Origin of the sequence: Rhizobium sp. BK376, assembly GCF_004341625.1 — a bacterium.
Classification (GTDB): Bacteria; Pseudomonadota; Alphaproteobacteria; order Rhizobiales; family Rhizobiaceae; genus Rhizobium.
Window position 1 is genome coordinate 441,536 of the sequence record NZ_SLZG01000001.1, and the last position, 12,215, is coordinate 453,750.

Annotated in this window: 11 protein-coding genes; 6 read left to right on the forward strand and 5 right to left on the reverse strand. The window is 60.1% G+C overall.

The window, feature by feature from the left end:
- Positions 1-3: 3 nt before the first annotated feature.
- Positions 4-948 carry an ACP S-malonyltransferase gene (gene fabD / locus EV561_RS02275; RefSeq protein WP_132517177.1) on the reverse strand — a complete coding sequence of 315 codons (945 nt, stop codon included), beginning with the start codon at positions 946-948 and terminating at the stop codon, positions 4-6.
- Between the two features lie 193 nt (positions 949-1,141).
- Here fabD and EV561_RS02280 point away from each other — a divergent pair, with 193 nt between their 5' ends.
- Positions 1,142-2,185: an aldo/keto reductase gene (locus EV561_RS02280; RefSeq protein WP_132517179.1), complete on the forward strand. Its 1,044-nt coding sequence runs from the start codon at positions 1,142-1,144 to the stop codon at positions 2,183-2,185.
- 28 nt (positions 2,186-2,213) lie between these two features.
- On the opposite strand, the gene EV561_RS02285 is transcribed toward EV561_RS02280, so the two are convergent.
- Positions 2,214-4,205 (reverse strand): adenylate/guanylate cyclase domain-containing protein, encoded by a 1,992-nt coding sequence (locus tag EV561_RS02285; RefSeq protein WP_245512565.1) that lies wholly within the window; start codon positions 4,203-4,205, stop codon positions 2,214-2,216.
- A 408-nt stretch (positions 4,206-4,613) separates the two neighbouring features.
- Between EV561_RS02285 and rpsF the strand changes: the two genes are divergently transcribed.
- The 4 genes from rpsF to rplI all read left to right on the forward strand — a co-directional run bounded on the left by rpsF (position 4,614) and on the right by rplI (position 7,072).
- Positions 4,614-5,078 carry a 30S ribosomal protein S6 gene (gene rpsF, locus EV561_RS02290; protein ID WP_132517181.1) on the forward strand — a complete coding sequence of 155 codons (465 nt, stop codon included), beginning with the start codon at positions 4,614-4,616 and terminating at the stop codon, positions 5,076-5,078.
- Between the two features lie 12 nt (positions 5,079-5,090).
- The gene (gene rpsR / locus EV561_RS02295; protein WP_004680498.1) at positions 5,091-5,339 is read left to right on the forward strand and encodes a 30S ribosomal protein S18; all 249 of its coding nucleotides are present in this window, start codon (positions 5,091-5,093) and stop codon (positions 5,337-5,339) included.
- A gap of 155 nt (positions 5,340-5,494) precedes the next feature.
- Positions 5,495-6,475, forward strand: a complete 981-nt coding sequence (locus EV561_RS02300; protein ID WP_132517183.1) for a DUF2232 domain-containing protein — start codon at positions 5,495-5,497, stop codon at positions 6,473-6,475.
- Between the two features lie 18 nt (positions 6,476-6,493).
- Positions 6,494-7,072 carry a 50S ribosomal protein L9 gene (gene rplI / locus EV561_RS02305; RefSeq protein ID WP_132517185.1) on the forward strand — a complete coding sequence of 193 codons (579 nt, stop codon included), beginning with the start codon at positions 6,494-6,496 and terminating at the stop codon, positions 7,070-7,072.
- Positions 7,073-7,145: 73 nt separating this feature from the next.
- Here rplI and EV561_RS02310 read toward each other — a convergent pair whose 3' ends face one another.
- Genes EV561_RS02310 through EV561_RS02320 form a run of 3 tightly spaced genes read right to left on the reverse strand, consistent with a single transcriptional unit; the run spans position 7,146 to position 10,357 of the window.
- Positions 7,146-8,210 carry an HlyD family secretion protein gene (locus EV561_RS02310; RefSeq protein WP_132517187.1) on the reverse strand — a complete coding sequence of 355 codons (1,065 nt, stop codon included), beginning with the start codon at positions 8,208-8,210 and terminating at the stop codon, positions 7,146-7,148.
- Between the two features lie 17 nt (positions 8,211-8,227).
- The gene (locus EV561_RS02315; protein ID WP_245512566.1) at positions 8,228-9,904 is read right to left on the reverse strand and encodes an MFS transporter; all 1,677 of its coding nucleotides are present in this window, start codon (positions 9,902-9,904) and stop codon (positions 8,228-8,230) included.
- A gap of 9 nt (positions 9,905-9,913) precedes the next feature.
- Positions 9,914-10,357: a MarR family winged helix-turn-helix transcriptional regulator gene (locus EV561_RS02320; RefSeq protein WP_132517189.1), complete on the reverse strand. Its 444-nt coding sequence runs from the start codon at positions 10,355-10,357 to the stop codon at positions 9,914-9,916.
- A gap of 346 nt (positions 10,358-10,703) precedes the next feature.
- Between EV561_RS02320 and EV561_RS02325 the strand changes: the two genes are divergently transcribed.
- On the forward strand, positions 10,704-12,200 hold the full coding sequence (locus tag EV561_RS02325) for a replicative DNA helicase (protein WP_132517191.1): 1,497 nt from the start codon (positions 10,704-10,706) through the stop codon (positions 12,198-12,200).
- The last annotated feature ends 15 nt before the right edge of the window (positions 12,201-12,215 follow it).

Consider the following 12,215-nt stretch of genomic DNA (forward strand, 5'->3'; position numbering starts at 1 on the left):
GGCTCAGCCGAGCAAGCCGGCAAGCGCTGCGTCGATATCGGCAGGCGTGTTGACCGCAACGCCGTTGACCGATTTGTCGATGCGGCGGGCGAGACCCGTCAGCACCTTACCTGCGCCGATTTCATACAAAGTTGTCACATTGTTGGCGGCGAACCATTCAACGGTCTCGCGCCAGCGAACCTGTCCTGTCACCTGCTCGACGAGCAGGCCGGCAATCTCCGCGGCATCGGTGACAGGTGCTGCGCGAACGTTGGCGATGACGGGCACGACCGGGTTCGACTTGGCAACGCCGGCCAGCGCCTCGCGCATGGCCTCGGCTGCCGGCTTCATCAGGGTCGAATGGAAGGGCGCGGAGACCGGCAGCAGGATGGCGCGCTTGGCACCCTTGACCGTTGCAAGCTCGGCCGCTTTTTCAACAGCCGCCTTTTCGCCCGACACGACGATCTGGCCGCCGCCATTGTCATTGGCGATCTGGCAGGCGCCGACAGCAGAAGCTTCTTCGCAGACGGCCATCACATCAGCATGTTCCAGCCCGATGATTGCGGCCATCGCGCCGACGCCGACCGGAACCGCCGCCTGCATGGCATTGCCACGGATGCGCAGCAGACGTGCCGTGTCCGCAACAGAGAAAGTGCCGGCTGCGCAAAGGGCGGAATATTCGCCGAGCGAATGGCCGGCCACATAAGCAACGTTTGCCTTCAGATCGAGGCCGCGCGCATGCAGCACGTGAACGACTGCCATCGAGACGGCCATCAGCGCCGGCTGGGCGTTGGCGGTCAGCGTCAGCTTGTCTTCGGGGCCGTTGAAAATGACGTCGGAGAGCTTTTCCCCGAGCGCGTCGTCCACTTCTTCAAAGACGGCGCGGGCTTCTGCGTAGTTGTCGGCGAGGTCCTTGCCCATGCCGACGGCCTGGCTTCCCTGGCCGGGAAATGTGAAAGCAACGGTCATTATATTGGCTTCCTTGGGGTCGTTTTGCTCCCAATTGACATTCTTCCTCCCGGAGTCAATAGCGCAAGGCCTGCTTTTCCAGGCTTTTGCCGTTGCGAAGGCAGTAGATTTTCCTATTGCGCTTGCGTCTTTCCTGTCTTACTTCGCCTGATCCTCCCAGATCGAGTTTTCCCGATATGACCAAGGTTTTCCCATGAAATATAGGAATTTAGGCCGCACCGGCATCTCCGTTTCCGAAATCTGCCTGGGCACCATGACCTGGGGCACGCAGAATAGCGAAGCCGAAGCACATGACCAGATGCACTACGCCGTCGAAAAAGGCGTCAATTTCTTCGATACAGCCGAACTCTATCCGACAACGCCCGTCTCGGCCGAGACGCAGGGCCGCACCGAAGAATATATCGGCACCTGGTTCGAAAAGACCGGCAAGCGCAGCGACATCGTGCTTGCAACCAAGGTTGCCGGCACGGGCCGTGAGTACCTGCGCGGCGGCGAAGGCGCCGACGCCAAGAACATCCGCCTTGCGATCGACGCCAGCCTGATGCGTCTGAAGACGGACTACATCGACCTCTACCAGGTGCATTGGCCGAGCCGCGGCCATTTCCACTTCCGCCAGAACTGGCACTACAACCCGTTCGGCCAGGATCGCGAAGCCGCAATCGCGAATATCACGGAAATCCTTGAAACTTTGGGCGAGCACGTGAAGGCCGGCAAAATCCGCGCGATCGGGCTTTCCAACGAGACGACCTGGGGTATCCAGAAATACCTGACGATCGCTGAGCAGAAGGGCCTGCCGCGCGTCGCCACGACACAGAACGAGTATAATCTTCTCTACCGGCACTTCGATCTCGATCTGGCGGAGCTTTCACACTATGAGGATGTCGGCCTTCTCGCCTATTCGCCGCTCGCTGGCGGCATTCTCTCCGGCAAGTATGTCGGGGGCGCACGCCCAGAAGGTTCGCGCGGCTCGATCAACCGCGATATCGGCGGACGCCTGCAGCCGCTGCAGGAACCGCCTGTGAAGGCCTATCTCGAGATCGCCGCCAAGTATAATCTCGACCCGTCGAAGATGGCGCTGGCTTACTGCCTGACCAAGCCCTTCATGGCCTCAGTCATCATCGGCGCCACCACGATGGGCCAGTTGGAGACCGATATCGCATCGGTCAACGTGACGCTCAGCGACGAAATCCTGGCCGAGATCGAAAAGGTGCACCGGCTCTACCCGATGCCGATGTAACGGAGTTCGCCTTATCCCTCTCCCGCAATCAGGGAGAGGGAATTCGCGCTGTTGGGGCTTCGGTGGCGCATGCCCTGAGCTCGAACAGCTCCGTCTCTCCTGTGCGCCCCTTGACGCTGACTGTCCCGATGGGAGCGAGCTCGAACATTTCGCCGACCAGACAGCGGACCTCGCCGCTTACAAGGATCGAAGTTCCATACTGCCGATTGAGGCCCTCGAGACGCGAAGCGACGTTCACCGTGTCTCCAATGGCGGTATATTGCCGACGTGTCTCGGCGCCAAAACTGCCCACAACGGCCGGTCCGGTATGCAGGCCGAAGCGGGTGAAGAGTATGGAGCGGCCGGCCGCCTCATTGGCGGCGTTCATGACGTCGATCGCCGCTTTCATCGCAAGAGCGCAGCGGCAGGCATTTTCGACATGCCGATCATCGGGAAGCGGAGCGTTCCACATGGCAAAAAGCCCATCTCCCATATACTGAACAATCGTGCCGCCGTGGCGCTCGATGATATCGTTGAGGGCTTCGAAATAGCTCGATAGAAGGGCGACGACTTCCTCTGGCGAGCGCTGTTCCGCAATGGTGGTGAAATCGCGTATATCGGTGAAGAGCACCGTGATCTCCTGCCGGACCGCTGCACCCACGACGGCCTGGCCTGCAGCGACGATCCTGCGCACAAGCTCCCGCGGCACATAGAGAGAAAAGGTCCTGATGGCATTGCGTGCGGAGCTCTGCGCCTTTGCGAGTGCATTGACCTCAGAAATGAAGGAATGCGTGACACGGCTTTCGCCAAATTCGAGCTTGCCCATGTGCCTGGCTTCTTCGGCAAGGGCATACAATGATCTGCTGATCAGCCTGGAGATGATGAGCGCTGCCAGCACACCCCCGGCCAGAAAGACGACCGCGATCGCAAGGTTGCGCTTGAGCCTGCGTTCGACGGGGGCGACCAACTCGTCGAGCGGCGCAGCTATGACGACTGAATATTTGCCAGCCAGCCCAGCGACCTCCTGGCGAAAGATCTGCGCCAGATATTCGCGCCCGTGTACCGGAAAATGCACGACCTCGCCCGTTCCCACGCCGTTCGCTGATGCGACTAGTTTGGCAATTGGCGGAATTGCGGGATCCGCCTGCGCCAAGGTTGTAACCGACGGTTCCTGACCGCGACGCAGCTCGCTCCTGATTTCATTCATGACATCCTTGTCGGAATGAGCGATCAGGCGGCCTCTCGGGTCAAAGACGTAGCCGAGGGCCCGCTTCGAAAGCGCGCTCACGTCGACAATCTCGCCCAGAGTTAGCAACAACACATCGGCCGCGATCACCACGCGGTCGCCCTCCCCTGCGGGCGTCGCCAGCGTCATCGTCAACAACCTGGTCGATGCCGAGACATAGGGGCCGACCGATACCGTCTTGCCCTCGCCAAGGGCTGCGAGATACCACGGCCGATAACGTGGATCGAAGATATCATCACGGTCGGCGTGGCTGCTGATCGGACGCGTATCCCTGTCGTAGAACGTCCAGGTCGTATTGGACCCCCCATCAATCTTCGTGATCACTCGGATTGCAAATGCTGTCTCCTTGGGCGTGTCCAGATCATTTCGCCATTCCGGATTTGCTGCGACATTGACAGCCTGCACGAAGCTCCCATCTGGATAAGCCGCATATACGCCGTCGATGCGGAAGGATGACTGCAAGATTTTCAGCAGAAAGTCCTGTTTTGCCTTCAGATCCTCTGGTGGCGCAGTCAGCATTTCCGGAACGACCGAGCCGGTTCCGATCGCAGCGTTTCCGCTGTTGAACACCTGAGTGTAATCCTCGATCGCGCGAAGCCCAAGCTGGCGCATCTCGGCCTCGCCGGTCGACAAGGCCGTAAACTTTCCTTGTTCGTAACCCATCCATACGAGTGGAAGCGAGGTGCAGGCGAGCAGCCCCATGATGATGACGCTCAGATGCAGCCGTAACGGCAAGGCCCACTCAGAGAGTGTGTCCTTCTTCTCGCTCCGGGCCTGCATCGCATGGCGTTTCATGCTCGACCATCCAGTACCACTGCAACTGCAACCAGAACCCGCATCAGGCCGGGCCTACGATCAAGTTGTATTAGCAGGTCCAGAACTACAATTGAATATCCCGAAAGTACTCCAACTGATGCTTTCCGCGTGTTGAGCGGCGATTAGATCAATCCCGCTCTTGCCTTTCATTCAAAAATCCGTATAAGCCGCCCTGTTCGCAAACCCGGTCTTCTGGCTGGTGGCTGAACGGAGGGCCGGTCTCACCATGGTGAGATCGTTCGGAACGGAAGCGTTCCAGCCTCCCGTGTCTCCGCTCTCGACCGTCTCGGAAACGCTTTTCTTGCCTGGGTCCGCCCATCAGGAGCAGTCGTTGAGGCTTAGCCGCCGAATATCGGGTTGAACCAACGCAAGAAAGGCAAAGCTGTCATGGCTCTTTATGAACATGTATTCCTTGCCCGGCAGGATATTTCCGCTCAGCAGGTCGATGCCCTCGTAGAACAGTACAAGGGCGTGATCGAAGCAAACGGCGGCAAAGTCGGGCGTATCGAGAACTGGGGCCTCAAGTCCCTCACCTACCGCATCAAGAAGAACCGCAAGGCTCACTACGCCCTGATGGACATCGACGCTCCGGCGGCTGCCATCCAGGAAATGGAACGCCAGATGCGCATCAGCGAAGACGTCCTGCGCTACATGACGATCGCTGTCGAGAAGCACGAAGAAGGCCCGTCTGCCATGATGCAGAAGCGCGATCGTGACGACCGTCCGCGCCGCGATGGCGACGATCGTGGCCCGCGCCGCGACTTCGGCGACCGTGGTCCGCGCCCGCCGCGCGAAGGTGGCTTCGGTGACCGTGAAGACCGTCCGCGCCGTCCGCGCGAAGACCGCGTATAAGGAGATCTGAGAATGTCTGAAGCTTCCTCCGCACCGGTCCGCCGCCCGTTCCATCGCCGCCGCAAGACCTGCCCGTTCTCGGGCGCAAACGCTCCGCGGATCGACTACAAGGACGTCCGTCTTCTGCAGCGCTACATTTCCGAGCGCGGCAAGATCGTTCCTTCGCGTATCACGGCCGTTTCCCAGAAGAAGCAGCGCGAACTCGCTCAGGCGATCAAGCGCGCCCGCTTCCTCGGCCTGCTGCCGTACGTCGTCGCGTAAGCGACCGACAACTTAGAATTCGAGGGAAGGCATCCGTGCCTTGCCTCACTCCTTCCACGATGGGCGTGGATCGAGACCGTTAAACCCCATGTTGAGGCTCTTCCGAGATTGAATCGGAAACTTCCTCTAACTGCTTGAACAAGCAGGACAGCGACGTGAACAGATTGAACCCAAGATTGCTGATGATCGGCGCGCTCGCCGGCCTGACCGCCACCCTGCTCGTGCTCGGTGCGGATGCGCAGCCGTCTTTCAGTGCGGTTCTCTACGCTGCTTCGGCACTTCCTATCCTGATCGCCGGCCTCGGCTGGGGCAATGTCGCAGCGATCGTTTCGATCGTGACCGCGTTCGTGCTCGGTGCGATTGCCATCTCGCCCTCCTTTGCCCTGATCATGACGCTGGTGACGCTCGCGCCGGCCGGGTGGCTCAGCCACCTCGCCAACCTGGCGCGGCCGGCTTCCGAGCTTGGCGGGCCGGACCATCTGACGGCCTGGTATCCGCTTTCGGATATTCTGCTTCACCTTTGCGCTCTCGTCACGGTCGCAGTCATCGTCGTCGGCTTCATGATCAGCTACGGCCCGGGCCTTACCGACCAGATGGTCGATGCGCTGATGGATTCGGTCAAGCAGCAGGAGCCGGCCTTCACGCCTGACCCGGCCTCGATTGCTCAGACGAAGTCGCTGGTGGTCTTGATGCTGCCGGCACTGCAGGGTGCGATCTGGGTTCTCATGCTCTTTGCCGCCTACTATGTCGCGACGCGCATCGTCACGGCGTCGGGCAGCAATCTTCGCCCGCGCGAGGATATTCCCTCCACGCTGAGGATGAACCGGAATTCGATCTTCGTCTTCCTCGCCGGTCTGCTTGCCTGCTTTGCGGGCGGCGTTCCGGCAATGATCGGCGCCACGCTGTTTGGCGCCTTCGGTGCCGGTTTCCTGCTTGCGGGATTTGCAGCACTTCACTTCCGCACCCGCGGAAAGGAATGGCGGCTGCCGGCCCTGATCCTCTGCTACCTGGCATCGACCATGGTCATGCCGATCCTCTTCATCCTCGTTCTGGGGCTCGCCGACACGCGCAAGGCGATCGCGCTGACCCCGAACAAGGATGGCAATGCCTCGAAACAACCTGATACGAAACTCTGAAATCGAAAGGACAAGAACATGCAAGTCATCCTCCTCGAACGCGTACCGAAGCTCGGCCAGATGGGCGAAGTGGTTAAGGTTCGCGACGGCTTTGCCCGTAACTACCTGTTGCCGCTCGGCAAGGCCCTGCGCGCCAACGACGCCAACAAGAAGCGCTTCGAATCCGAGCGTGCGACGCTCGAAGCCCGCAACCTCGAGCGCAAGAGCGAAGCTCAGACCGTAGCCGACGTTCTCGCCGGCAAGTCCTTCATCGTCGTGCGCTCCGCCGGCGAAACCGGCCAGCTCTACGGCTCGGTTGCTGCCCGTGACGTCGTCGACATCCTGGCTGCCGAAGGCTTCAACATCGGCCGCAACCAGGTTCACCTGAACACGCCGATCAAGGCTATCGGCCTGCACAAGGTCACGATCGCGCTTCACTCCGAAGTCGAAATCGAAATCGAACTCAACGTTGCCCGTTCCGCTGAAGAAGCAGAGCGCCAGTCCAAGGGCGAAACCCTCACTTCTGCCGACGCCATCTACGGCGTCGACGAAGATGCACTTCGTCCGGAAGATTTCTTCGATCCGGAAGCTGACGGCATCGAAGACGAAGAAGCTTGATCGCTTCTCAGTTTTAGAAATGCGAAAGCCCGGCCATGTGCCGGGCTTTTTGTTGATCGGAAAGATTCAGCGGCTACCGCGCGGCCCCGGCCGGCTGGGGTTGCGAATTCTTGTCGATCGAGACGACGACGGACATACCAGGCGACAGAGATGCCGCAAGCGGCTGGCCTGGGTCGATGGAAATGCGAACGCCGACGCGCTGGGCAATCTTGGTGAAATTGCCTGTTGCATTGTCCGGGCGGATGACGGCGAATTCGGAGCCTGCGGCTGGCGAGAAGCTCTCGACATGCCCGGTCATTCGCTCATGCTGCAGCGCATCGACGGTAAAGTAGGCCGGCTGGCCGACCTTCATGCCGTCCAGCTGCGTTTCCTTGAAATTGGCGATGATCCAGACGTCCTGGGGCACCAGCGACATCAGCTGTGTGCCCGCCGTCACATACTGGCCGATGCGCACACCCACTTCGCCGACACGGCCGTCTTTCGGAGCGACAACCGTCGCATTTTCCAGGTCGATGTTCGCGAGCTGAACGGCAGCCTCCGCATTGCTGACACCCGCTTCGAGCGAGGCGCGGTTGACGATGATGGTCGTAAGGTTCTCGTTGGACACTTCGACCGCCGCCTGCGCCTGATTGACCGAGGCTTTCGCCTGCTCCAGCGTTGCCTGCGCGGTCTCAGAGTCGCTGGTGGTCGAGACACCCTTGGCGACCAATGTTGCCACACGATCCCAAGCGAGCTGCGCCCGCTTTTGAGCGGCATCGGCGCTGTCGACCTGGGCTTTGCTTGAGGCGATGCCGGCCTTTGCAGCAAGTTCCTGCTGTCTCGAATTGGCCAGGGCGGCCTTCTGGCCATCGAGCGCTGCCTGCGCTTGCGCTACCCTTTGCACATAGATGCGGTCGTCGATCTTCACCAGGATCTGGCCCTGCTTCACGACTTCGTAGTCCTTGACCGGCACGTCGGTGACGTAGCCGCTTACCTGGGGGCTGATCGTGGTGACATAGCCTTTGACATAGGCGTTGTCCGTTACCTCCACCGAGGTCTTGAAGGGCGGCAGATGCCAGGCATAGAGCACCAGCATCACTCCTCCCACTCCGGCGAGAACGGCAACGACTTCAATCGGGGAACGGACGAGCTTCGACATGGAGCGCTTTCATTTCCTCATGCGTTGGATGTCGCTTCAGCCACCGGCTCTGTTGCCAGACGGGCTTTCACGGCTCTGAAGACGAGATGCAGGATTAGACCGGCCAGCGCCAGCACAGCGATGACGCCGGCAACGAAGAAGGCGTCGCCATAGGCAAGCGCATTGGCCTGAAGCGTGACCTGGATGCCGAGAAGCGCCAGCCCCTCGCCCTTCAGGAGCGCGGCGTCGCCGATAACCTTGCTGTAGGCGGCGGAAAGCTGGCTGGCACGCAGGGCGACGTTGGGATCGGTGAGCAGCACGTGTTCAACCAAGACGTTCGAATGGAATTTTTCCCGGATGGTGATCAGCGTGCCGAAGAAGGCCGACCCGATCAGACCGCCGATGCTCTGAGTAAAAAGAAAGATCACGAAGAAACTGACGAGATAGGGGGGCCCCTTGGCGAAGGCGGCTTTGAATCCGTCCGATATGGTCGGCGGTAGGAAGAGCGCGGCACCCGCCGACATCAGGGCCTGGCTCAGATACATTTGCTCGGGCCGCGTCAGGCTGGTCAATTGACTGTCCATGAAAGCGCCTGTCGCCATCATGATCAACGCGGGGATCTGAATCTGCCAGGTGAGACCGTAATTCATCAGGGCCGCGCAGATGAAGCCACCCACCAGCGAAAAGGCCAGGATGATCCAATAGAGGGTCATCAGCTGATCGTAGAGCAGGTTCGCGACGTTCTGGTAGTAGGTCCAGACGCTGTACGTTTGTTCGGCGATGATCAGGCGAAAGACCAGCAGAACACCCGTCATGTGGATATTCGGCCAACTACAGAGCCAGCGGACGTCTATCAGCGGCAGACGCCGGTGCAGGTCGATCACCATCGCCAGCACGATCGTTACGATGGAGACGACCAGGACGATGCCAAGCCAAGGTACTTCGAGCCACCAATAGACGCGTCCGACCGAGAGCGCGACCGCCAACGCGCCGAAGCCGACCGCGATCAACAAATAGACGAGGATATCGCCGGGTACGATGACCTTGACCCTCGGCGGCGCGGTCAGCGGCAGCAGGTAGATGATCGGGATGACGAGCAGCGCCAGCCCCATCTCCAGCGTATAGAGGCCGCGCCATTCACCGAAATCGAGCAGCGACGGCGAAACAAGCCGCGTGACGGGAGCGGCAAGCGTCGTATTCATCATGGCAAGGCTGACGCCGACCGTCAGTTTCTTGGCCGGCGTAAAGGCCTCCAGCATATAAAGAAAGCCGAGCGTGGAGAGCGGCGCCGAGGCAATGCCGCTGAGGAAGCGCACGACGATCGCCGACTGCAGATCCGACACGAAGAGATTGAGCAGCGAGGCGATGACGAAGCCCATGATGCTGATCTCGGCGAAATTACGGATACCGTACTGCATCCGGATTTTCACCAGGGCGATGGCGAGGCTGACATTCGGCGCGAGATAGGCTGCCGACAACCATACGGATTCCGTGGTCGTCGCGGCGATCGAGCCCTGGATCTGGGTGAGATTGGCGAAGGCGAGGTTCAGACCCAGTCCCTGGGTCAGGAAAAACAGGACAGAGGATAAAAAGTAGAGAAACGCCTTCCATTTCGGAACAGGCGGCGGCGCGGGGGGAACGGCCGGTTCAACAGGTGCGGCCTCTTTCGCTTCCTCTTCTGGAAGCTCGACGATCCGGGCCGCCTCGGCACTCATGCCTTCACCTCACCCTTTGCCGACATTCGGGAGGTTCGCGGCCATGGCACGGATGACCTTCAGGGCGACTGCGATATCCTCGTCCGATATTCCCTCCAAGATATCCGAGCGAACGCTTGTCGCAAGCGCATCTATCTCGGCGGCGATCACTTTTCCGGAATCGGTGGTGTGAATGAGCTTGGCGCGCCGGTCCGCCTGAGCAGCACGGCGCTCGATGAAATTCTGCGCTTCCATCGCATCGAGGATGCGAACCAAAGTTGGCGTCTCGAGTTCGAGCTCGTCGGCAAGCTCGCGCTGATTGATGCCATCGCGTTTCGAGAGCGCAAAAAATACGCGTGCCCGCGCCAATGTCATGCCATGCTCGCGCACGAGAGCATCGAAGCTCGCCCGCAACTTTCTGTTGAAGGACGACAGTTCATCGAACAGTTGGCGGTTCGTCGGCTTCCCGGACATTATGGCCGTTTCATATGATTAGTATGCTAATTTATACCAGTCGATGTAACCGGCTTCCAATTCACATTCAAGGAAGTTTATCACATGGGCGGATGCAAGCATCCCTAGATCCGGCTAATATCCCGCTGTGGTTGGTGTGCGCAGCGATTCGCCTGAAACGACCCGTTGCAAGGAAGCGACAACAGCCTTTTTTGTTTATTTGGCTGCTCCCTGTGGATGAGTGGAACAACGTGGAATAGGTCGGGTGAACGAGGCCCACGCGCTCGTTATTCCCCTGGTGCTGTTGACCCGGCGGCGCTATGGCCGCAAACCTCGGACCCACAAAAAGAGATCGAGACAAACGACGATGAATGAAACCGCGCGAAAGATCGCTGCCGTTGCCACCGCTGAACAGCACTACCGCGAAGCGCCGAACAATATCGAAGCCGAGCAGGCGCTTCTGGGCGCGATCCTGGTCAACAACGACGCCTATTATCGTGTTTCGGATTTCCTGAAGCCGGTTCATCTCTATGAGCCGCTGCATCGCAAGATCTTCGAGGTTGCCGGCGACATCATCCGCATGGGCAAGACCGCGAACCCCGTCACCATCAAGACGTTCCTGGCGGCCGACGACAAAGTCGGCGACCTGACCGTCGCGCAATATCTCGCCCGCCTTGCCGCCGAAGCCGTCTCCATCATCAATGCCGAGGACTATGGCCGCGCGATCTACGATCTGGCGCTGCGCCGCGCGCTGATCACCATCGGCGAGGACGTCGTCAACATCGCCTATGACGCCCCCCTCGACATGCCGCCGCAGGCGCAGATCGAGGATACGGAGCGCCGTCTTTTCGAACTGGCCGAAAACGGCCGCTACGACGGCGGCTTCCAGTCCTTCAACGACGCCGTGGCGCTTGCGATCGACATGGCGGCGGTTGCCAAGGAGCGCGATGGCGGCCTCTCCGGCATTTCGACCGGCATCCATACGCTCGACAGCAAGATGGGCGGATTGCAGCGTTCGGACTTGATCATCCTTGCCGGCCGTCCCGGCATGGGCAAGACCTCGCTTGCGACCAACATCGCCTATAACATTGCGGCTTCCTACGAAGGCGAAGTGCAGTCGGACGGCTCGATGAAGGCCAAGAACGGCGGCGTCGTCGGCTTCTACTCGCTGGAAATGTCGTCCGAACAGCTCGCCACACGTATTATCTCGGAGCAGACGGAAGTTTCCTCCTCCAAGATTCGCCGCGGCGACATCAATGATGCCGATTTCGAAAAGCTGGTCGCCTGCTCGATGATGATGCAGAAGGTGCCGCTCTATATCGACCAGACCGGTGGTATCTCGATTGCACAGCTGTCGGCCCGCGCGCGTCGCCTGAAGCGTCAGCGCGGCCTCGATGTCCTCGTCGTCGACTACGTCCAGCTGATGACCGGCTCGGGCAAGTCGAACGAAAACCGCGTTCAGGAAATCACCCAGATCACCACCGGCCTGAAGGCGCTCGGCAAGGAACTCAACGTTCCGATCATCGCGCTGTCCCAGCTCTCACGTCAGGTCGAAAGCCGCGACGACAAGCGGCCGCAGCTCTCCGACCTTCGCGAATCGGGCTCGATCGAGCAGGACGCCGACGTCGTGCTCTTCGTGTTCCGCGAGGAATACTATGTGAAAAACTCCGAACCCCGCGATCCGGCCGATCCGAAATATGCGGAATGGGAAGCGCAGTTCGAAAAGGTGAAGGGCACGGCTGACGTCATCATCGCCAAGCAGCGCCACGGACCGACCGGCACGGTGAGGCTCGCCTTCCAGGCCGAGTTCACCCGGTTTGCCGACCTCGCCGATTCGTCCTTCATCCAGTACGAGGAACATTGAAAACGCTTGGCGGCG

Bases quoted from the DNA above. Each gene is read 5' to 3' on its own strand.
- EV561_RS02285 (WP_245512565.1), bottom strand. From the start codon at position 4,205: ATGAAACGCCATGCGATGCAGGCCCGGAGCGAGAAGAAGGACACACTC.
- fabD (WP_132517177.1), bottom strand. From the start codon at position 948: ATGACCGTTGCTTTCACATTTCCCGGCCAGGGAAGCCAGGCCGTCGGC.
- rplI (WP_132517185.1), top strand. From the start codon at position 6,494: ATGCAAGTCATCCTCCTCGAACGCGTACCGAAGCTCGGCCAGATGGGC.
- rpsR (WP_004680498.1), top strand. From the start codon at position 5,091: ATGTCTGAAGCTTCCTCCGCACCGGTCCGCCGCCCGTTCCATCGCCGC.
- EV561_RS02310 (WP_132517187.1), bottom strand. From the start codon at position 8,210: ATGTCGAAGCTCGTCCGTTCCCCGATTGAAGTCGTTGCCGTTCTCGCC.
- EV561_RS02325 (WP_132517191.1), top strand. From the start codon at position 10,704: ATGAATGAAACCGCGCGAAAGATCGCTGCCGTTGCCACCGCTGAACAG.
- EV561_RS02320 (WP_132517189.1), bottom strand. From the start codon at position 10,357: ATGTCCGGGAAGCCGACGAACCGCCAACTGTTCGATGAACTGTCGTCC.
- rpsF (WP_132517181.1), top strand. From the start codon at position 4,614: ATGGCTCTTTATGAACATGTATTCCTTGCCCGGCAGGATATTTCCGCT.
- EV561_RS02315 (WP_245512566.1), bottom strand. From the start codon at position 9,904: ATGAGTGCCGAGGCGGCCCGGATCGTCGAGCTTCCAGAAGAGGAAGCG.
- EV561_RS02280 (WP_132517179.1), top strand. From the start codon at position 1,142: ATGAAATATAGGAATTTAGGCCGCACCGGCATCTCCGTTTCCGAAATC.